The sequence below is a fragment of the Pandoraea apista genome (genome assembly GCF_001465595.2).
Taxonomy (GTDB): Bacteria; Pseudomonadota; Gammaproteobacteria; order Burkholderiales; family Burkholderiaceae; genus Pandoraea; species Pandoraea apista.
This window is the reverse complement of record NZ_CP013481.2, coordinates 269,025-294,588: the sequence shown is the minus strand read 5'-3', so window position 1 is coordinate 294,588 and position 25,564 is coordinate 269,025. Positions and strand designations below refer to the sequence as shown.

General features: G+C 64.7%; 24 protein-coding genes. 13 read left to right on the top strand and 11 right to left on the bottom strand.

Annotation, left to right across the window (positions count from 1 at the left end; translation table 11 throughout):
* Positions 1-102: 102 nt before the first annotated feature.
* The 3 genes from AT395_RS01290 to AT395_RS01280 form a co-directional block, all read right to left on the bottom strand.
* On the bottom strand, positions 103-1,143 hold the full coding sequence (locus tag AT395_RS01290) for a FecR domain-containing protein (RefSeq protein ID WP_082164697.1): 1,041 nt from the start codon (positions 1,141-1,143) through the stop codon (positions 103-105).
* Entirely contained in the window at positions 1,140-1,664 is a 525-nt protein-coding gene (locus AT395_RS01285) for a sigma-70 family RNA polymerase sigma factor (protein ID WP_048628272.1), read from the bottom strand. Before AT395_RS01285 ends, AT395_RS01290 begins: the two co-directional genes overlap by 4 nt.
* Positions 1,665-1,846: 182 nt before the next feature.
* A complete protein-coding gene (locus AT395_RS01280; RefSeq protein WP_048628273.1) occupies positions 1,847-2,560 on the bottom strand; it encodes a M24 family metallopeptidase in 714 nt (237 codons plus the stop codon).
* A gap of 218 nt (positions 2,561-2,778) precedes the next feature.
* Here AT395_RS01280 and AT395_RS01275 point away from each other — a divergent pair, with 218 nt between their 5' ends.
* From AT395_RS01275 to AT395_RS01235, 9 genes are all read left to right on the top strand, one after another.
* Positions 2,779-3,744, top strand: coding sequence for a GlxA family transcriptional regulator (locus AT395_RS01275; protein WP_231606086.1), 966 nt, complete (start codon positions 2,779-2,781; stop codon positions 3,742-3,744).
* Positions 3,745-3,902: 158 nt separating this feature from the next.
* The gene (gene paaA / locus AT395_RS01270) at positions 3,903-4,910 is read left to right on the top strand and encodes a 1,2-phenylacetyl-CoA epoxidase subunit PaaA (RefSeq protein WP_048628275.1); all 1,008 of its coding nucleotides are present in this window, start codon (positions 3,903-3,905) and stop codon (positions 4,908-4,910) included.
* A 48-nt stretch (positions 4,911-4,958) separates the two neighbouring features.
* The gene (gene paaB, locus AT395_RS01265) at positions 4,959-5,255 is read left to right on the top strand and encodes a 1,2-phenylacetyl-CoA epoxidase subunit PaaB (protein WP_048628276.1); all 297 of its coding nucleotides are present in this window, start codon (positions 4,959-4,961) and stop codon (positions 5,253-5,255) included.
* Positions 5,256-5,335: 80 nt separating this feature from the next.
* Positions 5,336-6,139 carry a 1,2-phenylacetyl-CoA epoxidase subunit PaaC gene (gene paaC / locus AT395_RS01260; protein WP_048628277.1) on the top strand — a complete coding sequence of 268 codons (804 nt, stop codon included), beginning with the start codon at positions 5,336-5,338 and terminating at the stop codon, positions 6,137-6,139.
* A gap of 8 nt (positions 6,140-6,147) precedes the next feature.
* Positions 6,148-6,759 (top strand): 1,2-phenylacetyl-CoA epoxidase subunit PaaD, encoded by a 612-nt coding sequence (gene paaD, locus AT395_RS01255; protein ID WP_156219674.1) that lies wholly within the window; start codon positions 6,148-6,150, stop codon positions 6,757-6,759.
* A gap of 85 nt (positions 6,760-6,844) precedes the next feature.
* Entirely contained in the window at positions 6,845-7,933 is a 1,089-nt protein-coding gene (gene paaE, locus AT395_RS01250; RefSeq protein WP_048628278.1) for a 1,2-phenylacetyl-CoA epoxidase subunit PaaE, read from the top strand.
* Between the two features lie 239 nt (positions 7,934-8,172).
* Positions 8,173-8,961: a DUF1835 domain-containing protein gene (locus AT395_RS01245; RefSeq protein ID WP_048628279.1), complete on the top strand. Its 789-nt coding sequence runs from the start codon at positions 8,173-8,175 to the stop codon at positions 8,959-8,961.
* Between the two features lie 9 nt (positions 8,962-8,970).
* A complete protein-coding gene (locus AT395_RS01240; RefSeq protein WP_048628280.1) occupies positions 8,971-9,627 on the top strand; it encodes a TetR/AcrR family transcriptional regulator in 657 nt (218 codons plus the stop codon).
* A gap of 277 nt (positions 9,628-9,904) precedes the next feature.
* Positions 9,905-10,561, top strand: a complete 657-nt coding sequence (locus AT395_RS01235) for a GNAT family N-acetyltransferase (protein WP_042113467.1) — start codon at positions 9,905-9,907, stop codon at positions 10,559-10,561.
* A gap of 86 nt (positions 10,562-10,647) precedes the next feature.
* Here AT395_RS01235 and AT395_RS01230 read toward each other — a convergent pair whose 3' ends face one another.
* Positions 10,648-11,136, bottom strand: coding sequence for an Lrp/AsnC family transcriptional regulator (locus AT395_RS01230; RefSeq protein ID WP_039373152.1), 489 nt, complete (start codon positions 11,134-11,136; stop codon positions 10,648-10,650).
* Positions 11,137-11,357: 221 nt separating this feature from the next.
* Positions 11,358-11,573 (bottom strand): hypothetical protein, encoded by a 216-nt coding sequence (locus AT395_RS01225; RefSeq protein ID WP_039373154.1) that lies wholly within the window; start codon positions 11,571-11,573, stop codon positions 11,358-11,360.
* 594 nt (positions 11,574-12,167) lie between these two features.
* Between AT395_RS01225 and AT395_RS01220 the strand changes: the two genes are divergently transcribed.
* The gene (locus tag AT395_RS01220; RefSeq protein WP_048628281.1) at positions 12,168-15,743 is read left to right on the top strand and encodes an indolepyruvate ferredoxin oxidoreductase family protein; all 3,576 of its coding nucleotides are present in this window, start codon (positions 12,168-12,170) and stop codon (positions 15,741-15,743) included.
* 151 nt (positions 15,744-15,894) lie between these two features.
* Here the strand turns inward: AT395_RS01220 and AT395_RS01215 are convergent, their stop codons facing one another.
* Together AT395_RS01215 and AT395_RS01210 are read right to left on the bottom strand one after the other, a co-directional pair.
* Positions 15,895-18,174 (bottom strand): NADP-dependent malic enzyme, encoded by a 2,280-nt coding sequence (locus AT395_RS01215; protein WP_048628282.1) that lies wholly within the window; start codon positions 18,172-18,174, stop codon positions 15,895-15,897.
* Positions 18,175-18,495: 321 nt separating this feature from the next.
* Complete coding sequence (locus AT395_RS01210) at positions 18,496-19,734, bottom strand: MFS transporter (protein ID WP_048628283.1); 1,239 nt, start codon at positions 19,732-19,734, stop codon at positions 18,496-18,498.
* A gap of 358 nt (positions 19,735-20,092) precedes the next feature.
* Between AT395_RS01210 and AT395_RS01205 the strand changes: the two genes are divergently transcribed.
* Together AT395_RS01205 and crcB are read left to right on the top strand one after the other, a co-directional pair.
* Positions 20,093-20,782, top strand: a complete 690-nt coding sequence (locus AT395_RS01205) for an orotate phosphoribosyltransferase (protein WP_010806896.1) — start codon at positions 20,093-20,095, stop codon at positions 20,780-20,782.
* A 99-nt stretch (positions 20,783-20,881) separates the two neighbouring features.
* Positions 20,882-21,280, top strand: coding sequence for a fluoride efflux transporter CrcB (gene crcB, locus AT395_RS01200; protein WP_048628284.1), 399 nt, complete (start codon positions 20,882-20,884; stop codon positions 21,278-21,280).
* Positions 21,281-21,308: 28 nt separating this feature from the next.
* Here crcB and AT395_RS01195 read toward each other — a convergent pair whose 3' ends face one another.
* Positions 21,309-22,130 (bottom strand): helix-turn-helix transcriptional regulator, encoded by an 822-nt coding sequence (locus tag AT395_RS01195; RefSeq protein ID WP_048628285.1) that lies wholly within the window; start codon positions 22,128-22,130, stop codon positions 21,309-21,311.
* Positions 22,131-22,277: 147 nt separating this feature from the next.
* Here AT395_RS01195 and AT395_RS01190 point away from each other — a divergent pair, with 147 nt between their 5' ends.
* On the top strand, positions 22,278-23,111 hold the full coding sequence (locus AT395_RS01190) for a class I SAM-dependent methyltransferase (protein ID WP_048628286.1): 834 nt from the start codon (positions 22,278-22,280) through the stop codon (positions 23,109-23,111).
* A 91-nt stretch (positions 23,112-23,202) separates the two neighbouring features.
* On the opposite strand, the gene AT395_RS01185 is transcribed toward AT395_RS01190, so the two are convergent.
* From AT395_RS01185 to panS, 3 genes are all read right to left on the bottom strand, one after another.
* Positions 23,203-23,964 carry a peptidylprolyl isomerase gene (locus AT395_RS01185; RefSeq protein ID WP_048628287.1) on the bottom strand — a complete coding sequence of 254 codons (762 nt, stop codon included), beginning with the start codon at positions 23,962-23,964 and terminating at the stop codon, positions 23,203-23,205.
* An 81-nt stretch (positions 23,965-24,045) separates the two neighbouring features.
* Entirely contained in the window at positions 24,046-24,210 is a 165-nt protein-coding gene (locus AT395_RS25425) for an LbetaH domain-containing protein (RefSeq protein WP_156219676.1), read from the bottom strand.
* Positions 24,211-24,368: 158 nt separating this feature from the next.
* Positions 24,369-25,322 (bottom strand): ketopantoate/pantoate/pantothenate transporter PanS, encoded by a 954-nt coding sequence (gene panS / locus AT395_RS01175; protein WP_048628289.1) that lies wholly within the window; start codon positions 25,320-25,322, stop codon positions 24,369-24,371.
* Positions 25,323-25,564: the final 242 nt, after the last annotated feature.

Below are 25,564 nucleotides of genomic sequence, written 5' to 3'. Positions count from 1 at the left end.
TCGTTCAGGCAATGGAGAGAAGGTTTCACTTCCCTTGTCACGCGAGACCGACGAAACAGCTCACTGACCGGACAAAAATTTGATGAGATGGCGAAAGACGCTTCAGCCGCGCGGGCCGATCGTCACCCAGTAGCGCGTGACCGACGCCACCGAGACCGGCAGCGCGTGCGGCAACACGGCGAGAATCGCGTCCGTATCGCCCAGCGGATACGTGCCGGACACCCGTAACGCCGCCACGGCCGGGTCGCAACGCACGTAACCGCGCCGATAGCGCGACAGCTCGGCCAGAAACGCGTCGAGGCGCATGTCGACGGCGACGAACATACCGTCGGCCCACGCCCCGTCCCCCTCCGCAAGCGGTGTCACAGGCGCGACATCCCGCGACGTGAACTGCGTCTGCTCCCCGGCATGGACGATCCGCGCGCCTTCCGCGTCACGCCCCGTCGCGTTGGGCGTCACACGCACCGCGCCTTCGAATACCTGCACCGATCCGCCATCGCTTCCCTGCGCGGCCTGACGCACCACGAAGCGCGTGCCCATCGGTTGCAGCGTCGCCTGCGACGTGGCCACGATCAGCGGTCGGGGGGGCACGTGCCCGGCGTCCTTGCCGGTCGTGACCATGATTTCGCCGTCGATGAGCGCGATGCGTCGCACATTCCCCTGCATTGACAGGCGCACGGCGCTGCGGGTGTTGAGCACGAGCGTCGTGCCGTCTGCCAGACGCAGCGTACGACGCTCCCCCACCCCGGTGCGCGCATCGGCCCGCAGCCATTGGACAGCCAGCGGATCGCTCGCCACCCAAGCGCCGGTGCCCATGAACAGCGCCCCGGCGATGGCCTTCACCGCCATGCGACGCCCGCGCGAACGCGGTGCCTGAAGCGCCGCCTGCGCGAGCGCCGCACCGAGCGTGCCGGACACATGCCGCATGCGCTCGTCAGCCTTTTCAATGTGCCGCCACGCGCGTTCATGTTCTGGATGGGCTTCGCGCCAGCGGACGCAGGCAGCGCGCAGCGTGTCGGTGGCGTTGCCGCTGCCCAGCGACACCCACCATTCGACGGCCTGCTGCGCGATAGCCGCGTCGAAACCGCCGACGGGCGAAGGGGACGAGGACGAGGAGGAGGAGGATGCGGACGTGCGCGTCATGCGGCGCCCATCGCGAAGAAGCACTGTGTGCCGGCGCGCACGAGATGGCGCTTCACCGTCGCGAGCGAAATGCCGAGTTCGGCGGCGATCTCGAGGTGCGTCAGCCCGTCGAGCTGTGCCAGCAGGAAGGCGCGTTTGACGAGCGCGGGCAGGCCATCGAGACAGCGGTCGATTTCGAGCAGCGTCTCGAGCACGATGGCGCGTTCTTCGGCAGACGGCGCGAGCGCCTCCGGCTGTTGCGCGAGGGCGTCGAGATAAGCGCGCTCGATCTGCTGGCGACGCCAGTCGTTATAGAGAACGCGTTGCGCGACGGTTGTCAGGAAAGCGCGTGGCGACACCAGCATGCGCGGCGGATCGCGCTCGAGCAGACGCACGAACGTGTCGTGCGCGAGATCGGCCGCGCGGTGCGAGCAGCCGGTCTTGCGGTGCAGCCAGCCATGCAGCCAGCCGTGATGGTCGGTGTAGAGCGCCCGCAGCGTGGTGTCGCACGGCAGCGTGGGCAACGTGTCGTCGGCGGGCATGCGCCCCTCCTGTCCCCGGGCCAGGTGTGGCCGAAAGGCTCAGGCACCCGCGTTGCAAATGAGAATCGTTCGCAGTATAGCAAACAAGTCTCCGGGGACGGCACACCGCTCGCACCGTCGTCGCTACGCGTGGTGCGTATGCGACAACGGTCTGGACGTCACGCATGGACATCACGCCGGAATCAGTAGTCCGCGTCGTCGAGCAACATGTCTTCGAAGAACGCCCCGAAGCGTTGTTGCGGATCACGCAGGTGGATTTCCAGAATCCAGCGCATGGCCGAGGGCGTCGTGTCGAAATCGGCGAGCGAACCGGTGTGGATGGCCGCATGCGGGAAGTCCGACACACGGTGTCCGGGCAGATCGAAGTTCAGCGTCCAGCCCATGCGCGTGGCGAGCGCATCGGCATAGGCGTAGAGCGCTTGCCCCGTCGCCCCCTCGCGCTGCCACCTGGCGCGCACGTCGTGGAACAGGGCTTCCGCATCGTGGGCGCAACGGGCGTACTCAGCGTGCTCGCCCACGACGAAGCTGGCGCCGCCGTCTCCCTCCCACGCCTCGAAGCGCGGTGCGATGTCGATGAAGAACAGGTCGTTCTCGCCGAGCACCACGCCCGGCTCGGACGCCTGACGCATCGGCTTGAGCGTGTTTTTGCCGAAGCGCACGCGCGTCGGATGCCAGCTCAACTCGAGCCCGGCGGCTGTGAGCACGCCCTTGGCCATGGTCACGGCGTCTTCCTCCACCATGCCCGGATGCACCTTCGCCGCGATATCGCGAATGGCCGCGCGGGTCTTGCGACGCGCCGCGAGCATGCCGTCGACGGAGAACGCCGGGCCGACGCGCTCGGCCAGCGAGGCGTCGTCCGGGTAGCGGATGGCAGATGAAGTCGCTTGATTCGACATACGTAACCTCTCAGTGGGGAGACAGATATCGCGACGGCCCGTGCCGTCACTGACAGGACCGATTGTGGAAGCGAAACCTCCCCGTCGGCCCCGACAGGCGCGGCCCGATCGGGCCAATCAGCGGCATCTTCGCGCCAGCACGCGGCCGGACACGTCCCGATGCGCCGCTTTCTGCCAAAATGCGGCGCATTACTGCCAGCGCTCATCCGTCCCCCATGATCCGTCACGTCGCCTTGCTGGTCTTTCCCGGTGTGCAATCGCTCGACGTGAGCGGGCCGCTGGACGTCTTCGCCGAAGCCAACCGTTTCCTGCTCCCCGGCGATCACTATCAGACGGAAGTCGTCGGCACGCAGCACGGCCCCATCGCCTGCTCGAACGGCATGACGCTGATGCCGCGCCGTCACTATCAGGACGTGGGCGGCCATCTCGATCTGCTGCTGGTGGCGGGCGGCCCGTCGCTGCTCACGGATGCGCTAGGCCCCAACGTGTACCGTTGGCTGAACGACATGGTGCCGCGCGCGCGTCGCTACGGCTCGATCTGCAACGGCGCCCTCGTGCTGGCCGCCGCCGGCCTGCTCGACGGCAAACGCGTGACCACGCACTGGAACGACGTGGGCGTGCTCGCCGAGCGCGCGCCGGGCGCGCACATCGAAGCGGATCGGTTGTTCGTGCAGGACGAGCGTCTCTTCACGTCGGCCGGGGTGACGGCCGGGATCGACCTGTCGCTGCATTTGCTCGCACAGGATCACGGACAGGGCGTCGCGCTCAATGTCGCGAAGCGTCTGGTCGTCTTCACGCAGCGCTCGGGCGGGCAGTCGCAGTTCAGCCCTTACCTCACGCCGTATGTCGAGCCGGATTCCCCCGTCGCACAGGTGCAGCAGTACGTGCTCGCGCATCTGGCCGATCCGCTGTCGGTCGGCGATCTGGCGGCGGTGGCAAAGATGAGCGTGCGCAACTTCTCCCGGGTGTTTGCGCGCGATGCGGGCGTCACGCCCGCCGATTTCGTGAGCGCCGCCCGGGTCGATGCCGCCCGGGTGATGCTCGAGAACGGCAACGCACCGCTCAAGACCGTGGCGTGGGAGTGCGGTTTCGGCGATCCGCACAATATGCGCAAAGTCTTCCAGCGCCGCTTCGGCGTGTCGCCGCAGCAATATCGCGAGCACTTCGGGCGACCACCGCGCTGAGCACTCCCATCGCGTGAAGGCTTCACCGCCCTCACCCGCACGGGATCACCGTGCGCACAATCGCCGCCGCCATATCATGGAAAACATTTATTGACCGACCGGCCGGTCGGCTTATAATGCGTTTCATATCCCCACATATGCCGCGGAGGCCTTCCTCTATGTATACGCAAGCCATCGATCTGGCCGGCAACAGCCCCAAGGGCGTGCGCGCCCTGAGCGAAGCGGAGCAGGAGCAACAAGCCCGCTTCGACGCGCGCGTTGCCGCCGATCAGAAGATCGAGCCGCAGGACTACATGCCCGCCGAGTATCGCAAGACGCTCGTGCGCCAGATCTCGCAGCACGCGCACTCGGAAGTCGTCGGCATGCTGCCGGAAGGTAACTGGATCTCGCGCGCGCCCAGCCTCAAGCGCAAGGCGATCCTGCTCGCCAAGGTGCAGGACGAAGCCGGTCACGGCCTCTATCTGTACTCGGCGGCCGAAACGCTCGGCACGTCGCGCGACCAGATGCTCGACGCCCTGCACACCGGCCGCGCCAAGTACTCCAGCATCTTCAATTACCCGACGCTCACGTGGGCCGATGTCGGCGTGATCGGCTGGCTCGTCGATGGCGCCGCCATCATGAACCAGGTGCCGCTGTGCCGCTGCTCGTACGGCCCCTACGCGCGCGCCATGATTCGCGTGTGCAAGGAAGAGTCGTTCCACCAGCGTCAGGGCTTCGACGCCCTGCTCGCGATGATGCGCGGCACGCAAGCCCAGCGCGACATGGTGCAGGAAGCCGTGAACCGCTGGTGGTGGCCGGTGCTGATGATGTTCGGCCCGAGCGACAAGGAATCGATCCACAGCACGCAAACCATGAAGTGGGGCATCAAGCGCATCTCGAACGACGACCTGCGTCAGAAGTTCGTCGACGCCGCCGTCGAACAGGCCAAGGTGCTCGGCGTGACCTTCCCCGACCCGGATCTGAAGTGGAACGAAGCGCGCAAGGCCCACGACTACGGCGAAATCGACTGGAGCGAATTCTGGCGCGTGGTCGGCGGTGAAGGCCCGTGCAACAAGGAACGTCTCGGCACGCGTGTGGCCGCCCACGAGAAAGGCGCCTGGGTGCGCGACGCCGCGCTGGCGCACGCCGCCAAGCAGCGCCAGCGCGCCGAGAAGCAGGCCGCCTGAGCCACATCAGGCATCAGGCCAGCCCCTCACAAGACATCAGGAACGATCATGACGCAAGCAAGCAACAAGGAATGGCCCCTCTGGGAAGTGTTCGTGCGCAGCAAGATGGGCCTCGAACACAAGCACAGCGGCAGCCTGCACGCCGCCGACGCCGAGATGGCGCTGCGCATGGCGCGCGACGTCTACACGCGCCGCCAGGAAGGCGTGAGCATCTGGGTCGTGCCGTCGATCGCCATCACGGCGTCGGCACCGGAAGACAAGGCCGAGCTGTTCGATCCGGCCGCCGACAAGATCTACCGCCATCCGACCTTCTACCAGTTGCCGGAAGAAGTGAACCACATGTAAGCGGCGGCGCGCCCATGCAAGTCCATGCGAATCCCCATGCGATGCCTGCGAGCGGCGCGCCCCATGCGAGACCTCAGAACATGAAACCGACGCAGGAACATCTGTCCTATCTGCTGCGCCTCGCCGACAACGCGCTGATCCTCGGTCAGCGCAACGCGGAATGGTGTGGTCACGGCCCCGTGCTGGAAGAAGACATCGCCCTCACCAACCTGAGCCTCGATCTCATCGGTCAGGCGCGCATGCTCTATCAGCACGCCGCCAAGGTGGAAACCGATCTCACCGGCATTACCAAACAGGAAGACGACTACGCCTTCTGGCGCGACGAATCCGCGTTCCGTAACTGGACGCTCGTCGAGCTGCCCCACTACGGCCCGACGGCCGGCACGACCGCCGCCGAGCGCGACTACGCCGTGACCATCGTGCGCAACTTCCTCTACTCGGCCCTGATGGTCGAAGTGTGGCAAGCCCTCGCGCAGTCGGCCGACACGGAGCTTGCCGCCATCGCCGCCAAATCGGTCAAGGAAGCGCATTACCACCTGCACCACGCGCGCGATTGGCTGGTGCGCTTTGGCGACGGTACCGAGGAATCGCACCGCCGCGCGCAGGCTGCGCTCGACTATCTGATGCCGTACATGAACGAAATCTTCAAGCGCGACCCGCTCGAAGACACCGTGGCCGCTGCCGGCACGGGCGTCGCGATGGCCGAGCTGAAGGACGCCTGGCAAGCCACGGTCAACGATGCGCTCGCGGAAGCCACGCTCGACGCCCCGGTGGGCGGCGGGTTCGAAAGCGCGGGCAAGTTCGGTCGTCACTCCGAGCACATGAGCTTTCTGCTCGGCGAGATGCAGGGGCTGGCACGCCAGCATCCCGGCGCGACCTGGTAAGCCTCGCGATGCATTCGTTCGCCGCGCCCGACGCCGATCCGACCATGAACCTTCCGCTCACGCCGGCTGTTGCGCCCGAGGTGCTCACGCCAGCCTCGGCCGCGTCGCTGCCGCTCGCGTGGCAGACGCTCGAAGCGGTGCCGGATCCGGAGATCCCGGTCGTATCGATTCGGGAGCTCGGCATTCTGCGCGACGTGCGCGTGGTCACGAACGATCGCGGCGAGACGGCCTTCGAAATCGTGATTACGCCCACGTACTCGGGCTGTCCGGCGATGCAGCAGATCGCCGAGGACATCGCTGCGGCCATGACGCGCGCGGGCCTCGGCCCATGGCACGTCAAGACCGTGCTGGCACCCGCGTGGACGACGGACTGGATCAGCCCCGAAGCCCGCGAGAAGCTGCGCAGCTATGGCATTGCCCCGCCCACGGGCGCGCATGCCGTGTCTGCCGATGCCCCGCGCAAGATCACGTTCTACGGCCGGCCGAAGGACGGTGTGCCGTGCCCGCATTGCGGCTCGGCCGACACCGAAGTCGTATCGGCCTTCGGCTCGACCGCCTGCAAAGCGCATTACCGTTGCCGCACGTGCAGTGAGCCGTTCGACTACTTCAAGCCCTATTGATTGATCCGACTGATCCCGCTTCGCGCGTAGCGATGCCGACACTCCGCCCGTCGGCACCCGCACCCGGGCGGCAAGGAAGCCCACGATGACGACCCCGCAATTCCACTCGCTGACCATTCGCGAAATCCGGCCCGAGACCGCCGACGCCATCTCCATCGCCTTCACGGTGCCGGATGCGTTGCGCGACGCCTATCGTTTCACGCAAGGCCAGTTCCTCACGCTCAAGACCGAGATCGACGGCGAGGAAGCGCGCCGCTCCTATTCGATCTGTGTTGGCGTGCCCGAGTACGAAGCCACGGGCGAACTGCGCGTGGGCATCAAGCGCGTGCCGGGCGGCAAGTTCTCGAACTTCGCGAACGACCAACTGAAGCCGGGGCAGCAGATCGACGTGATGACGCCGGATGGCCGCTTCTTCACGCGTCTGGCACCGGACAACGCCAAGCATTACGTCGGCTTCGCCGGCGGCTCGGGCATCACGCCCATGCTCGCGCTCATCAAGACGACGCTGGCCGCCGAGCCTGCCAGCCAGTTCACGCTGGTCTACGGCAACCGCTCGGTGCCCGCGATCATGTTTGCCGAAGCGCTCGAAGACCTGAAGAACACGTATCTGGGCCGGCTGCGCCTGTATCACGTGCTCTCGGACGAAGCGCAGGAAGTCGAGCTGTTCAACGGCCTGCTCGATCAGGACAAGTGCACGGCCTTCCTCGAGACGCTGATTCCGGCGTCGAGCATCGACGAAGCCTTCATCTGCGGCCCGGGCCCGATGATGGACGCCGCCGAGGCCGCGCTCGCCGCCGCCGGGGTTGCCAAGGAAAAGATTCATGTAGAGCGGTTCGGCGTGCCCACGTCGCAAGCCGCGGCGAAGCCGGTCGTGATTACCGACGATACGCCGATGGCCGAACTGGTCGTCGTGATGGACGGCAAGGAACGTCGCCTGCGTCAGCCGTACGAAGGCCAGAGCATTCTGGACACCGGGCTGGCGGCCGGTCTGTCGCTGCCGTACGCCTGCAAGGGAGGCGTGTGCTGCACCTGCCGCGCGAAGGTGCTCGAGGGCGAAGTGGCAATGGACAAGAACTACACGCTGGAAGACTACGAGGTCGAACAGGGGTTCGTGCTGACGTGTCAGGCGCGTCCGCTCACGGAGCGCGTCGTGGTGAGCTACGACGAGCGTTGAGCCTGCGCTGAACTTGCGTCGGACCCGCGCCGCCCCGACGGGGCGGCGCGGGGTAACAGGCCGGAGGGGGCGTTAGGCGCCCCGGCACGTCGAACGCCTGTTTGCCACGCCGTGCGAACGCCATCTCATCGCGGGTCATCGCGGCCGAAACATGCGCGAAATCCCACCAATGCGCTGATTATTTCGGGCATTACGGGAGCGTCAACCCGAGGGTGCGGGAATACCGTAAACTACCGGGCATGAATACCATCCATGTCGTTTGTGGCGATATCGGCGCGCAGCAGTTGCGTGCGGCGATGGCGCAAGCGCTTCGCGCCGACCCCGTACTTGTCCTGCGTGACGATCTGGCCATTGGCCCATTGCGCGAGATCGACGAGAACGAGCGGCAGCGGGCCGCTTTCTGGCAACGCGTGGTGCCCTCCGCCGGTCGGGACTACGCCGGCGAGTTGCGCGAAGAACTGGCGTCGCTGCAACGTCTGATCGAAGGCGAGAACGCCGTGGTCTGCTGGCATGGCGACAGCGCCTCGGATCAACTCACGCTGCGGCGCGTGGCTTTCATGCTGCGCAATACGCCCGCCCGTCTGAACGAGATCATATTGCGCGGGAGCGACCTGGCAACACCCGGCGCGCCGCAAGTCCCGGAACGACATACCAGCGTCGGCATGTATGCGCCGGAAGTGCTGGCCGGGCGATTCGGGCGCATCGCGCCGATCTCGCTGCTGCGTATCGGCCGTCTGTCGCTGGAATGGCGCGCGCTCAAGCAAGTCAACACGCAGGTGCGACGCTGGGTGCAAAACACCTTCGAAGGGGCGACGTTCGCCGAGATCGACGACCAGATCCTGACGCAGGCGCCCGTCGCCTGGACGCCGATGGCCGCCTTTCTCGGCGAGATGATGCCTCGCGTCGAAGGTTTTTTTGCGACCGACAGTTTTCTGTTGTGGCGCTGCCGCGAACTCGGTGCGGCAGGCCGGCTCGCGTTGCGCGGCGACACTACGGCGCCCGCCGCGTGCGATCTACGACTGGAGTAACCCCCGTTTATGGCACGTACCAAAGCGCCCGATCACGAATCGCAGCGCGAACAGATTCTCGACGTCGCCGCCGAGGCCTTCGCCCGCGCGAGCTACCCGAGCACGTCGATGTCCGAGCTGGCCGCCGCATGCGGCACGTCCAAAGCCCGGCTGTATCACTACTACGCGAGCAAGGACGCCATCCTGTTCGATCTGCTCGAGCGCTACACCAAGCGCCTGATGCTGATCGTCACCGAGGTCGAGGCGCTTGGCCAACGCCGCGGGCTGTCCGAGCGCGACACGTTCCATGAGCTGATCCGCGCGTTTCTCGATGAGTACGAAACGTCGCAGACGCGCCATATCGCGCTGCTCAACGACGTGAAGTTCCTCAACGACGAGCAACGCGAGATCGTGCTCAACCGGCAGCGTGACGTGGTGGCCGCGTTTGCCCGCCAACTCTCGCGCGCCTTCCCCGATCGGGTCGCCAAGCACAACCAGACGGCGCTCACGATGATGCTGTTCGGCATGATCAACTGGACCTTCACTTGGCTCAAACCCGGTGGCCGCATGCGCTACCGCGATTTCGCCAACGAAGTCATCGCCGTGCTCGAACACGGACTCGCGGCACCGCTGCCGGGCGGCATCGAAGCCGCCATCCCGGCCGCCGCCACGCCCTCACGTACCTGACTCACCTGAGGCACCTAAGGCACCTGAGGCACCTGACGAAGCGAGTGACCACTCACATAAAAGGGCGATTCGTCGCCCTTTTTTGTTGCCTCGCAGCAACCCTCCGGCGAGCGCCATCGAGGGCCAGATCGAGAAAAGACGCCATTCTTCAGCCACTTAGACATTTCCCTCCACGGCAGGCATTTATTTCCTAGGGTTTTTACCTACTCAATCGGGTATAATTCTTTTGCGTCGCACAATTCAGTACACGCACTAAAGAATACCTAAGGATTACGCCATGACTGCCCCGAACCACACGCCTGACGTCGCCCGCGCGACGGTTGCCGCCAACGAGCGGTCGAGCGTGATGATTCGTGAGCTGACGTCGGGCGACGTCCACCGACTCCAGCGCCATTTCCTGGCGCTCGGCGAAGAAGACCGCCTGCTGCGCTTTGGTCAGGCCGTCACCGACGACGTGATCACCCGCTACGTCGCCAGTCTCGACTTCTCGCGCGACAGCGTGTTTGGCGTCTACGACGATAACCTCGCGCTGATCGCCGTGGCTCACGTCGCGCAACTGCCGGAAGGCAAGAACGGCCGTGTCGCAGAGTTCGGTGTCTCGGTGCTCGAATCGGCCCGCGGCCGTGGCATCGGTTCGCGTTTGTTCGAGCGTGCCGCCATCCATTGCCGCAACAAGCGTGTCGACACCCTCTACATGCACTGCCTCTCGCGTAATGCGCGCATGATGCGCATTGCGAAGAAGGCCGGCATGGAGATCAACTTCGCTTACGGCGAAGCCGACGCCTATCTGAGCCTGCCCCCGGCCGACACGCAGTCGATGCTCTCGGAAATGATGCAGGATCAGGTCGCCGCCTTCGATTACGCGGTCAAGCGTCAGCTTCGCAACGCCCGCCGCCTGTTCGGTGCGCTCCTGCCGAATCAACGCGCCGCCTGACCCACGCTTCAGCGATTCCGCAAAAAAGAAAACCCGGCCGATTGGCCGGGTTTTTTGTCTTCGTCACAATGGCGGTGCCGCTCAATTTACGGTAACGGAAGCGCCGTCGTCTCTTTGAGCTGATCGAGCACGAAACTCGTTTTGACGTCCACGACGCTCGGATGCACGATCAGTTGCGTCTGCATGAATCGCGAGAAGTGCGCCATGTCGCGCACATGCACGCGCAGCAGGTAGTCCATGTCACCTGCCATCGCATAGCAGCCGACGACTTCCGTCCAGGTATCGACCACGCTGCGGAAATGCTCGATGACCGAGCCGCCCTCCCCGTCGCCAGGATGCCGTTTGTCGAGCCGCACGTTGACGTAGGCGAGCAGACCGAGCCCGAGCCGGGTTGGCTCCAGCAGCGCAACGTAGCCGCGAATGACCCCCGCCTCCTCAAGACGCCGGATACGCCGCAAGCAGGGACTCGGGGACAGGCGGACCTGCTCGGCGATTTCGAGATTGGACAACCGGCCATTGCTTTGCAACAAGGCGAGAATCCGGCGATCGATCTTGTCCAGCTCCAGTTTTGACATTTATCTCCCCGTTATTGGTATATATGCGCAACATTATTGCGCAATATTTTTATTTTCAGGAAGACATCGCCTCGACAAGACGATTACGGCAGATTACAGCGCAGGGCTGAATGTTGGCATGCCGCCGGGCAAAGAAAAAGCGCCAGCCTGGAGGGGTGGCGCCTGGGTGGGTAGAAGCGTGTCGCCGATAGGGCAACGCGCTCAGCAGGGTTCGGGCCGCATTAGCGGCGCTGGAATTCTCGCGGATCGATCGTGCGCTGGTCGAGCGGGCCTTCATAACGCTGCGGCTGTTGCGTGGTTCGCTGCTGCGTCTGCGTAATGGGGGTAGGTTCGGCCGTCTTGTCGCGCGCCATTTCGTCGGCGCGAGCGACGCTCACTTCCAGGGTCAGAAACGAAGCGGAAACCAGCAGGAATTTGGCGATGTTTCGTTGATTCACAGTGACTCCTTCTTGCGTATCGCTTTATTGCTACGCGCACTGACTGTGCGCTAAGTACGTACCCAACGTGTCGGGTAAGGCATTAGTAGGCATTTTGCCCGGTCTGTTCCCATGCGCCGCGAATCGTTACACGTTGTTACCCATGTGTCAGATAACACCGACAAACGTACGGTTGCCGACATATTCGCGACACAATGCCGACATTTTGAGGCGAAATCCGAAAGTAGCAGTGCGTCCCGATGCCGCACCTGTGGGTTATGTGAGGGGGTAAGGCGGAAACACCAGACGAGGGTTTACGCCAGCCATCTGACGTTTACGTAAACGTCATAATCCTCGTTATACTGCCCCCGATCGGCACCTATGAGACGTGAGCGTCGGCGTCAGGCAATGCTCTGACACCGGTGCTAACATAAGTCCGACTGGCATCAGTATCACGATAAAAGGCCCCGCTCGACGGGTGACGTCACGCAAGTGAGCACCCGGGCAAGCAATAGTCAGAGGCCGGCATTCACCACTGCCGTCCTGCTTCACGAGAGCGGGAGGGGCAGGAAGTTTTGGCGATCCCAAAATCAGTGAGAGTGAGGAGCACACCCCATGAACGCCCCTGTCAATCCGAGCTTGCTGGCCGCACTAGAATCGGTCACGCTCGACGACAAATACACGCTCGAGCGCGGTCGCGCATACATGAGCGGCATCCAGGCCTTGGTTCGGCTACCGATGTTGCAGCAGGCGCGCGATGCTGCCGCCGGACTCAACACCGCCGGCTACATATCGGGCTATCGCGGTTCGCCGCTAGGCGGTCTGGATCTGTCGCTATGGAAAGCCAAACAGCACCTCGCCAGCCATAACATCGTCTTCCAGCCCGGCCTGAACGAAGACCTCGCGGCCACCGCCGTGTGGGGCTCGCAGCAGGTCAATCTGTACCCCGCCAAGTTCGACGGCGTGTTCTCCATGTGGTACGGCAAGGGCCCCGGCGTCGACCGCTCCATGGACGTGCTCAAGCACGGCAACTCGGCCGGCTCGTCGAAGCACGGCGGCGTGCTGGTGCTCGCAGGCGACGACCACGCCGCCAAATCCTCCACCCTCGCCCATCAATCCGAACACGTCTTCAAGGCAGCCGGCATTCCCGTGCTGTATCCCTCGAACGTTCAGGAGTATCTCGACTACGGCCTGCATGGCTGGGCGATGAGCCGTTACTCCGGCCTGTGGGTCGCCATGAAGTGCGTGACGGATGTGGTCGAGTCGTCCGCCTCGGTGATGATCGATCCTCACAACGTCGAGATCCGACTGCCGGATGACTTCATCATGCCGCCCGATGGCCTGAACATCCGCTGGCCCGATCCGCCGCTGGTGCAGGAAGCACGTCTGCTCGACTACAAGTGGTACGCCGGGCTCGCTTACGTGCGCGCCAACAAACTCGACCGCGTGATGATCGATTCGCCCCACGCGCGCTTCGGCATCATGACCGGCGGCAAGGCGTATCTCGATGTATGTCAGGCCCTCGCCGATCTGGGGCTGGACGAAGCGACATGCCAGCGCATCGGCATCCGTCTGTACAAAGTGGGCTGTGTGTGGCCGCTCGAAGCGCAGGGTGCGCGCGCGTTCGCACAGGGACTGCAAGAGATTCTGGTGGTCGAGGAGAAACGTCAGATCCTCGAATACGCGATCAAGGAAGAGTTGTACAACTGGCGCGACGACGTGCGGCCGCGCGTGTATGGCAAGTTCGACGAGAAGGACGGCGCCGGCGGCGAATGGTCGGTGCCAATGGCCAACTGGCTGCTGCCCGCGCACTACGAACTCTCGCCGGCCCTGATCGCCAAGGCGATTGCCACGCGCCTGGAGAAGTTCGAGCTGCCGAGCGACGTGCGCGAGCGTATTGCCGCGCGTCTGCGCGTGATCGAGGCAAAGGAGCAAGCCCTCGCCAAGCCGCGCGTCGCGGTCGAGCGCAAGCCGTGGTTCTGCTCGGGGTGCCCGCATAATACGTCGACCAATGTACCCGAAGGCTCGCGCGCTATCGCCGGTATCGGTTGCCACTACATGACCGTGTGGATGGACCGCAAGACCGACACCTTCTCGCAGATGGGCGGCGAAGGCGTGCCCTGGATCGGGCAGGCGCCGTTCTCGTGCGATGAACACATCTTCGCCAACCTCGGCGACGGCACGTACTTCCACTCGGGTCTGCTCGCGATTCGCGCGGCGATCTCGTCGAAGGTCAACATCACCTACAAGATTCTGTACAACGATGCGGTCGCGATGACCGGCGGCCAACCGGTCGACGGCACGCTCAGCGTGCCGCAGATCGTGGCGCAGGTCGATGCCGAGGGCGCGACGAAGATCGTCATCGTGACGGACGAGCCCGAGAAGTACGACGGCGTGAAGCTCGTCGGCGACGTTCCCATCTACCACCGCAGCGAACTGGATCGCGTGCAGCGCGAACTGCGGCTGGTCAAGGGCACGTCGATCCTGATCTACGACCAGACGTGTGCCACCGAGAAGCGCCGCCGCCGCAAACGCGGTGCGTATCCCGATCCGGCCAAGCGCGTGGTCATCAACGAAGCGGTCTGCGAAGGTTGCGGCGACTGCTCCGTGAAGTCGAACTGCCTGTCGGTCGAGCCACTGGAAACGGAATTCGGCACGAAGCGTCAGATCAACCAGTCGACGTGCAACAAGGATTTCTCGTGCCTGAACGGCTTCTGCCCGAGCTTCGTGACGGTGGAAGGCGGTCAGTTGCGCAAGCCGAAGACGGCGCAGATCGACAGCAGCGGGCTGCCGCCCCTGCCCGAACCGGCGTTGCCGGCCATCACGCGTCCGTACGGCATTCTCGTGACGGGCGTGGGCGGCACGGGCGTGGTGACTATCGGCGGGTTGCTCGGCATGGCAGCGCATCTGGAAAACAAGGGCGTCACGACGCTCGACGTCACCGGCCTCGCGCAGAAAGGCGGCGCGGTGACGAGCCACGTGCAGATCGCACTGCAACCGGAAGACATTCACGCCACGCGTATCGCCATGGGCGACGCCCGTGTCGTGATCGGTTGCGACGCCATCACGACGGCCAGCGACGACACGCTCTCGCGCGTGCAGCACGGCGTGACGAACGTCGTAGTCAACAGCGCGCACACGCCGACGGCCGATTTCATCCGCAACCCGAACTGGCGCTTCCCGGGCGCGAGCACGGAGAGCGACATCCGCGCGGCGGCCGGTGACAACGTCGACTTCGTCGATGCCAATCACCTCTCGCTGCGACTGCTCGGCGACACCATCTACACGAACCCGTTCGTGCTGGGCTACGCATGGCAGAAGGGTTGGGTACCGCTGTCGTATGCGGCGCTCACGCGTGCCATCGAACTGAACGGCGTGGCGATCGAGAAGAACAAGCAGGCGTTCGAATGGGGACGTCGCGCCGCCCACGATCTGGCCACCGTGCACCGGCTCGCGCAGCAGAACGCGTCTGCGGAGTCTGCGGAATCGTCGGCCGCTGGCGGTAAGTTGATTACGCTGCACTCGCCGCGCGCGCTCGATACGTTGATCCAACGTCGTTACGATCAGCTCGTGGCCTATCAGGATCGCGCTTACGCCGAACGCTTCAAGCAAACGGTGGACCGCGTGCGCACCGCGGAATCGGCCCTGGCGAGCGACACCATGCAAATGCCGCTGACCGAAGCCGTCGCGCGTGCGCTGTACAAGCTCATGGCCTACAAGGACGAGTACGAGGTCGCGCGTCTCTACACCGATCCGGCGTTCATGAAGAAGTTGAACGAGCAGTTCGAAGGCGACTTCACGCTGCGCTTCCATCTGGCACCGCCGTCGCTGGCCAAGCACGACGACAAGGGGCATCTCGTGAAGAAAGCCTATGGCGCGTGGATGATGAAGGCGTTCGGCGTGCTGGCGAAGCTCAAGGGGCTGCGCGGCGGGGCGTTCGACATCTTCGGCCGCACGCAGGAGCGTCGCACGGAACGCGCGCTGATCGGCGAGTACGAAGCGCTGGTCAACGAACTGGTCACGGGTCTGAACGAGCAAAACGTGTCGCTGGCCGTGCAACTGGCGGAGTTGCCGCAGGACATTCGCGGCTACGGTCATGTCAAGGAGCAGAACCTCGCGGCCACGCGCATCAAGTGGACGAAGTTGCTCGCGCAATTCCGTGATGGCGGTTCGCATCGCGCGGCGGCCTGAGCCCCAAGACGTCAGTCCAATAAGTCAGTCCAATAAAAATCCCGCCAGACGCTCACGCGCTGGCGGGATTTTTTTATGCGCTCTCGCCCGGTGGGCAAGTTGGCGGACATGCACGCCGGGGTCTCTCCCGACGACATGTCCGCCCTCATCCTCAACGGTTGACGTTAGCCGCAGCGACAGCCGTCATGTTGATGATGCGGCGCACCGTAGCGGCCGGCGTCAGGATGTGAACCGGCTTGGCGCAGCCGAGCAGGAACGGGCCGACCGTCACGCCTTCACCGCCCGTCATCTTGAGCAGGTTGTACGTGATGTTCGCCGCTTCCACGTTCGGCATGACGAGCAGGTTCGCTTCGCCCGACAGACGCGACGCGGGGTAAGCCGCGCGACGGATCGTCTCCGACAGGGCGGCGTCGCCGTGCATTTCGCCGTCGACTTCCAGCTCCGGCGCACGCTTGGCAAGAAGCGCCGCGGCGTCGGCCATGCGCTGGGCCGATGCCGACTTCACGCTGCCGAAGTTCGAGTTCGAGAGCAGCGCCACCTTCGGGGCGATGCCGAAGCGCTCGATTTCCTTCGACGCAAGAACCGTCATCTCGGCGAGTTGCTCCGAGGTCGGCACTTCGTTGACGTACGTATCGCTGATGAACAGGTTGCGATTCTCGAGCATCAACAGGTTCATCGCCGCGTAGTTCTCGACACCGGCGGCGCGGCCGAGCACCTGATCGACCACATCCAGATGGCGATGGTACGTATCGATCATGCCGCAGATCATGCCGTCGGCTTCGCCCAGACGCACGAGGATCGCGCCGATCAGCGTGTTGTCCTTGCGCATGGCCGCCTTGGCGACTTCCGGCGTCACACCGTGACGCGCGCCAAGGTTGTGATACTCCTGCCAGCAACGCTGATAGCGCGTGTCGTCTTCCGGATTCACGATCTCGAAATCGACGCCCGGCTTGAGCTTCGAGCCGATCTTTTGCAGACGCATTTCCACCACGGCCGGACGACCGATGATGATCGGCTTGGCGATGCGCTCGGCCAGCACGAACTGGGCGGCGCGCAGCACGCGCTCGTCTTCGCCTTCCGCGAACACGATGCGGGCAGCGTCGTTGCCGAAGCGGGCACGGGCGGCGGCGAACACCGGGCGCATGATGAAGCCGGTGCGATACACGGTCGTGCCGAGTTGTTCGCGGTAGGCGTCCATGTCCTTGATCGGACGCGTGGCCACGCCCGAATCCATCGCGGCTTGCGCCACGGCCGGGGCAATCTTGATGATCAGACGCGGATCGAACGGCTTCGGAATGATGTATTCCGGGCCGAATTCGAGCGACTGGCCTTCATAGGCGCGCGCGACTTCTTCGCTCTGCTCTTCTTCCTGTGCCAGTTCGGCAATGGCGCGCACGGTGGCGAGCTTCATTTCTTCCGTGATGGTGGTCGCACCAACGTCGAGCGCGCCACGGAAGATGAACGGGAAGCACAGCACGTTGTTGACCTGGTTCGGGTAGTCCGAACGGCCGGTCGCGATGATGCAGTCCGGACGCGCAGCCTTCGCGATTTCCGGACGGATTTCCGGCTCCGGATTGGCAAGCGCCAGAATCAGCGGCTTCGTGCCCATCGTCTTGACCATGTCGGCGGTCAGCACGCCGGCGGTCGAACAGCCGAGGAACACGTCGGCGCCGTTGCTCGCGTCGGCCAGCGTACGAGCTTCGGTCGCCACGGCGTAGCGCGCCTTGCTCTCGTCGAGCTTGTCGCGGCCGGTGTGAATCACGCCCTTCGAGTCGAGAACGAGAATGTTCTCTTTCTTCAGGCCGAGGTTCACCAGCAGATCCAGACAGGCGATGGCGGCAGCGCCGGCGCCCGAGCAGACCAGCTTGACCTGGCCGATGTCCTTGCCAACGACCTTCAGGCCGTTGAGGATTGCGGCCGAGGCGATGATGGCGGTGCCGTGCTGGTCGTCGTGGAAGACCGGAATCTTCATGCGCTCGCGCAGCTTCTTCTCGATGTAGAAGCACTCGGGCGCCTTGATGTCTTCGAGGTTGATGCCGCCGAGCGTGGGCTCGAGCATGGCGATGGCTTCGACGAGCTTGTCCGGGTCGTGCTCGGCGAGTTCGATGTCGAACACGTCGATGCCGGCGAACTTCTTGAACAGGCAGCCCTTGCCTTCCATCACCGGCTTGGCGGCGAGCGGGCCAATGTTGCCCAGACCGAGCACGGCGGTCCCGTTGGTAATCACACCGACGAGGTTGCTGCGCGACGTGTAGCGGTTGGCTGCCAGCGGGTCTTCCGCGATGGCTTCGCAGGCGTAGGCCACGCCGGGGGAGTAGGCCAGCGACAGATCGATCTGGTTCGACAGCGGCTTGGTCGGCGTCACCGAGATTTTGCCCGGACGCGGATTCTCGTGGTACGCCAGGGCGCTTTGTTTCAGTTGTTCATCCATATCTCGATACCTAAGGACAGGGCGACGGCCGGGCCCGTGCCGCATGCGGGCAGCGTCTGGGCTCGGTCGTCTTTTAACGGATCACGGCGGGGAAGAGCCAACCGGAGGGATTCGGCGATTGTGTCGTCGACGGTTTTCTTCTGTGCGCGGCAGCGTGATGACCGCCGCTTCCCCGACCCGGCATGCCGCGCTTGCGCGCGCCGGATCGCGGGACTGACGGTGCGCCGGACGCACCGCAGGACGCAAAGTGTACACCTTGCGCCGAAAGCTTGATGCTGCACGCGGCGCCTGCCGCGCGTGCGTTGGGACAGTCGATGCGCCTTATTCCAGCGCTTCGCCGCGACGCTCCGGAATCAGGAACAGCGTGGCGAGAATGTCGAGCACGTAAATGCTGGCGAGGAAGACGAGCGCCATCTTGAACGAATAGGCAGCCGCCAGGGCACCGACCGTGAGCGGTCCGAAACCGCCCACGGCGCGGCCGATGTTGAACAGCACGTTTTGCGCCGTTGCACGCGCGGCCGTCGGATAAAGCTCGGAAATCAGTGCGCCGTAGCCACCGATCATGCCGTTCACGAACAGCCCCATCACCGCACCGCCGATCAGCAGCGCGAATTGCGACTGCAACTGCGCGTAGACGAACACCATTACGACCGCGCCGATCTGATAGCCGATGAACGTCGGGCGGCGGCCGAAGCGATCGGCCAGACGGCCGAACAGCCAGATGCCGAACGCCATGCCGAGTACCGTCACCGCCGTCCACATGGCCGATTTGGTGAGCGAGTAGCCGAACGTCTTCGACAGGTACGACGGCATCCAGATCATCAGGCCGTAGTAACCGAAGTTCTGCACCGAGCACAGGATCGCCACGCCAAGGCTCGCGCGCGTGGTGGCGCCGTCCTTGACCAGCAACTTGAGCGGCGCGTGTTCGCGCGGCTGCTTTTGTTGCGCGAGGAACATCTCGGGCTCACCGAGCGTGCGGCGCATGACGAACGACACGACCGCCGGCAGCAGGCCAACGGCGAACATGCCGCGCCAGCCGATGACCGGCAGCAGCAGCGGCGTGAGCAGCGCGGCGGCCAGCACCCCGGCCTGCCATCCCAGTCCCACGAACGACGACGCCCGCGCACGACGCTCCGGCGCACACGCTTCCGCCGCGAGCGCCATGCCGATGCCGAACTCGCCGCCCAGACCGATACCGGCAATCGTCCGGTACGCCAGCAAGTCCCAATAGCCTTGTGCGAGCGCGCACAGGCCGGTGAACACGGCGAAGACCAGGATCGTCCACGACAGCACCCGTACGCGGCCATAGCGATCGGACAGCATGCCGAAGACGATGCCGCCAACGACCGCGCCAACGAGGGTCCACGTGACGAGCGACCCGGACTGTGTGCTGGTCAGCGCGAGGTCGGCCGCGATGGCCGGCAGGATGAAGCCGAGAATCAGCAGATCGAAGCCGTCCATGGCGTAGCCGATGGCCGAGGCCCAGAGGGCACGCTTCGCGTAGGCGTTGTCTTGCGGCACGGCAGTAGCCGCAAGCGAGGGCGAGGAATCGTTAGGCATGAGCGTGTCCGGCGGGTCTGAATTTCGGCGAGAGTGTATGCCTGTCATAAAGGCTCGGCAACTGTCTCTTTTTTTGGACTCATCTGTCGGAACGGGTTTTTCATATGCGCCGTGCGGGCACACTGCGCGTATGCCTTGCGTCTAAAATATACGCTCAGTGCATAATTGCCCTCGCGTCTGCTGAAACTTGTGGCATAATTCGCGTTTAAGCGCCGGTCGGTCGTCGCAAGACGTGCAGATCCGCCGCCTGAGACGGCGTTCCTGCTAACGCGCCCTACGCGCTGCGGCACCCCGCTGACTTACCCATGACTCCTGGCTGCACGCCCCACGGCGGGCAGCTACGCTAAGGAACCGCATCATGATTGGCATCGACCGCCAGGCGATTTCCGACATCACCGCCAAGATCCTGCTCGAAGTGGGCGCGGTGCATTTCAACGCCGAGAAGCCGTACATCTTCACCTCGGGCTGGGCCAGCCCGGTCTACACCGACTGCCGCAAGCTGATCTCGTACCCGCGTGTGCGCCGTACGCTGATGGACTTCGCCGAGGCCGTCATCATTCAGGACGTCGGCTGCGAGCAGTTCGACACGGTCGCCGGCGGTGAGACCGCGGGCATTCCGTTTGCGGCCTGGATCGCCGACAAGCTGATGCTGCCGATGCAGTACGTTCGCAAAAAACCGAAGGGTTTCGGCCGTAATGCGCAGATCGAAGGCGATCTGCCGGAAGGCTCGCGCGTGCTGCTCGTGGAAGATCTGACGACCGACGGTCGCAGCAAGATCAACTTCTGCAAGGCGCTGCGCGAAGCCGGTGCGAGCGTGAATCACGTGTTCGTGATCTTCCACTACGACATCTTCCCGGAGAGCCGTCAGGTGCTCAAGGACATCGACGTCCAGCTGCACTCGCTCGCTACGTGGTGGGATGTGCTGCGCGTTGCCAAGCAGCAGAACCACTTCGACACGAAGACGCTCGACGAAGTCGAGAAATTCCTGCACGCGCCGGCCGAATGGTCGGGCGCGCACGGCGGCGCCACGTCGTTCCCGAAGGACTAAGTCCTGTGGCAATGCCCGTAGTATTCGCTTGAGAGGCGAGAGCGGCCGGTCCGAAAGGACTGGCCGTTTTTTTTCATCCGATCGGCTCAGGAGTCACCCATGTTTGCTTCGGTCTTCGCCATCAGCATCGGGGCTGCCCTCGGCGCGCTACTGCGCTGGGTGTTGAGCGTGCAATTCAATGCGATCTTGCCGACGCTCCCGCTCGGCACCCTCGCGGCCAATCTCGTGGGCGGCTATCTGATCGGGGTCGCCGTCGCGCTGTTCAGCCACTTTCCGTCGATTCCGGTCGAATGGCGTCTGCTGATCGTCACCGGGTTTCTCGGCGGCCTCACCACGTTCTCCACCTTCTCGGCCGAAGTCACCACGCTGCTGCGCCAGGGGGAAATGGGCTGGGCCTCGCTCATCGTGATCGTTCACGTAGGCGGGTCGCTCATCATGACGTTGCTCGGCATGGCCAGCGCCACGCTGCTCGTGCAGTGGCTGCGCCCCGCCGGCTGACACTTGCGCCAGCCACGACAGCGCCGCACTACGCCAGCAACATCACGAGCTTGACGTCGTCATGCCCCGACAGACGAAACGTGACCTGCGCAAAGTCGATATCCCCGCGCACCGGATGATGGAAGCCGCGCCGGCCGCCTTCACGCTCGACGACGTCCTGCTGCGACCAGAGCGCCGCGAACACGCTGCTCTCGCGTTGCAGCACGTCGGTCAGCGCACGCACGGGCGTGTCGTCGAGGTAGGCGCTGCATTCCGCGCGAAACTCGGCAACGACGCGTTGCGCGCGGCGCTCCCAATCCTGAATCAAGGTCTGCGCCCCGGCGTCGAGAAAGATGTAGCGCAGCAGATTCTTCGCGCCGGGCACGTCGAGCCAGCCCCGGAAGAGGTCGGCGGCGGCGGCGTTCCATGCGAGGACATCCCAACACCGGTCGAGCGCGTAGGCGGGCGCGGCCACCGCAGCGACCGCCGCCTGCACCTGCGCAGCGGCGTGGTGCGGCAACGGCTCGGCGCCGCGCTCCGGGTCGCGCTTGCCCGCCAGATCGAAGAGATACGCCCGTTCGGCACGCGAGAGCCGCAACGCACCGGCGACGGCTGCCAGCGCGCCTGCGGAAATCGACACCTCCCGCGCCTGCTCGATCCACGTGTACCAGGTCGACGACAGACCACATAACTGCGCCACTTCCTCGCGCCGCAACCCCGGCGTGCGACGCCGCCCGAGCAGGGGCAGTCCGACCGCCGCCGGCGTAAGCCGCTCGCGATGCGCGCGCAGAAAGTCTCCCAGCGCTCGACGCTGGCGCGCATCATCGGCATGCGGAGCCGGTTCTCCCGACGAAGCGTTGGGCGATGCCATGGGGGTAGTTTTCATACCAGGATAAATAGGTAACTTGTACCGGTATCGACGAGCCATTATCGTGAGACCCATCGGTGTCGCGCAAGCCCCTGCGCACAACGTCGTCGAATGCAACGCGCCCTACCCCACAGACCAAGGAGACTCGCCGTGAGCGATACCCCGCAATCCACCACCGCCGCTGCGGCGCATGATGCCCCTGCCCCTGACAGCCCGAATGCGCACAACGCGCACAACGCCGTCGTCACCGGTCAGTTCGGCCCGCAGGCGTCCGCCTATCTGACGAGCGCCAATCACGCGAAGGGCGCCGATCTGGAGCAACTCGCCGCGATTGCGCGCGCCCATCCGGGGGCTCAGGTGCTGGATCTGGGCTGTGGTGCGGGTCACGTGAGCTTCTTCACCGCGCCTCACGTCGCGCGTGTCGTGGCCTACGACTTGTCGGCCGACATGCTCGGCGTGGTCGCCGGTGAGGCCGCGAAGCGCGGGCTGACGAACGTCGACACGCAACTCGGCGCGGCCGAATCGCTGCCCTTCAGCGACGCCAGCTTCGATCTCGTCTTCAGCCGCTACAGTGCGCATCACTGGGCGGATGTGGGCGCCGCGCTGCGCGAGATGCGCCGCGTGCTCAAGCCCGGCGGCCGTGTCGTGATCTGCGACGTCGCCTCAACCGGACAGCCGCTGTTCGACACGTATCTGCAAGCGGTCGAAGTGCTGCGCGACACGTCGCACGTGCGCGACTACGCCGCGAGCGAATGGATGATGATGGCGGCAGGGGCGGGATTTTCGGTGGCATCGCTCACGCCGCGCACGCTCGAACTCGACTTCAAGACGTGGACGACGCGCATGCGCACGCCAGAGCCGATGCAGGTGGCCATTCGCGCGTTGCAAACCGCGATGGCGGACGACGTACGCCGTCATTTCAAGATTCAGGACGACGGCTCGTTCACGCTCGACACGCTCACGCTCGAGTTGGTCGTCGGCTGATCGGAAGCGGAGGGTCGATCGACGTCCATCATGCAGAAAGGGCGCGCCTCAATCACGTTCAGGCGCGCCCTTTGCTATCGACCGGCCTCGGTCACTGCACGCGTGTCGGCCCTGCACTATCGTTGGCGCCGCTGATCTCGGCGGCCCCGGCGAGCAGCGCCACGTAGTGACGCAGCGCCCGCGCACGGGCTTGTTCGTACAACTGTGCGGCAATGCGTTCGGCCACGCGCTCGAAAGGCGGCATGCGTCCTTTGACTCGCCGTTCGATGCGCACGATGTGAAAGCCGTAGCGCGTGTTCACCAACCTAGGCAACACGCCCAGGCGGTCGCCGCAGAACAGCACCAGTTCAAACTCCGGCGCACCGCTGCCACGCGCGAGCATGCCCAGGCTGCCGCCTGCGCGGCCTGACGGACAATCCGACATCGTTCGCGCGACCGACTCGAACGAAGCCGGCTCGGCGAGCACCGCGTCCAGCGCCGCCTGCGCCCGGCTCAGCGTGCTCGATAGCGGCACGGCCGCCGACAGCGCAAACAGAATGTGGCTCGCCTGCACCTTGTCGCCAACGCGGAACTGCCCTGCATGTTCGTGGAAGTAGGCCCGGCATTCGGCCTCGGTCGGACGACGCACCTGCACGTCGCGCGAGAAGAGCGCGTCGACAACCGCGTCGTCGCTCACCCCCGCCTCATCGGTATCGGCCAGCAGCCGCAAGTCTCGCGCACGTTGACGCAGCAACTCACGGCTCACGAGCGCGCGCTGAGCGGCGACTTCCGGATCGGCCGCATCTCGATGCAGATCGATCTCATCGGCAACACGGCGTGCGTCGATGACAATCCCGTTGACACGCAAAGACATGACGGACTCCCAACAAAACGTTCACTGCCACCGCTCACGCGCGTTACCCGGCATTCTTTCGGCGCGCCGATCGTCCCGCCGTCAGAACGCGTTCTGAAGACGACGGCAGGCGCGTGCGAGTTGCACAGGCTTGCGGCTCACCGATCCGGAGAACTCACGCGCATCGACGGTGACGTTCGGAAGGGTCGCGAGATCGGTCTCGCGGCGGATGTGTGTGGCCGAGGGGATATTGAATTTCTCAAGCATGTCGCGCCCGTCGGCACACGCTGTTGTGCCGCACCCTCGCGCCGTCATGCACAACGCAGTTGAGTTGTAGGCGATGCGCGCCAGAAAGGCAAATCGCGCGATGACGGTGCGCGAACCCGTTGCGCGCCGCACACACCCGTGTGCGGCGCAAGCAAGACTCAATGAAGCGCACGCGTGGCCGTTGCCTGCGCATCGTTGGCGGTGCCGGTCGGACGACCGCGCCAGTAGCCCGCGAGCAGCGACCCCGAGAGGTTATGCCAAACGGAGAAGAGCGCGCCCGGCAGTGCGGCGAGCGGCGTGAAGTAGATCTTGCCGAGCGTGGCGGCCAGCCCCGAGTTCTGCATGCCGACTTCGATGGCCAGCGTGCGGCAGATCGATTCGTCGAAGCCCAGCAGGCGTCCGCCCCAATAACCGCCGAGCAGCCCCAGTCCGTTGTGCAGTATCACGCCGACCATCACCAACGGCCCCACCGTGGCAATGTTGCCCTGATTCGCGCCGACCACCGCGCCGATGATGAGCACGATCGCCACCATCGAGACCAGCGGCAGATAGCCTTCGACCGCACGCACCGCACGACCGAGATAGCGGTTGATGAGCAGGCCCGCACCGATCGGCAACGCCACGATCTGAAGAATCGACAGCAGCATGCCCTCGACGTCCACCGCAATCGATGCATCGACGTACAAGCGCGTGAGCAACGGCGTGGCGAAGACGCCGACGAGCGTGGACATGGCGCTGATCGTGACCGACAGGGCCACGTCGCCACGGGCGAGATAGATCATGACGTTCGATGCCGTGCCGCTTGCCACGCTACCGACGAGCACCATGCCCGCCGTCAGGTCGGGCGGCATGTGCAGCACGCGTGCGATGACCCAGGCGGCCAGCGGCATGACGAGATAGTGCAGCACCACGCCCGCGACGATCGGCGCGGGACGCGTGAAGACGCGCTTGAAGTCGTCGAAGGTCAGCGTCACGCCCATCGCGAACATCACAACGGTCAGGAGCGCCGTGACGTGCGGCGTAATGCCGGAGAAGCTGCCGGGCGAAAGAAAGGCGAAAACGGACAGCAGCAGGGCCCACAACGGGAACAGCCGGGTGACACGGGCGATCATGAAATCCTCGAAGAACGGGAAAGCGGCGCTTGCGCTGGCGAGCCGGTGCGGTTGGGGTGATGGAAATACCCCCAGCCTCGCCGCTTCTGCCATGCCCGGGCCGCCGGGCGCAAAAAGTTAATATTTTACTTATTTTGCGCAGCCCGCCCTTCCGGGAGAGTCCGGATGGCGCTGACCGGTGCTCACAGATGAGAATCGCGAGCCTTGCGCGCGAGATCGCGTGACGACGCACGAATGCCGGA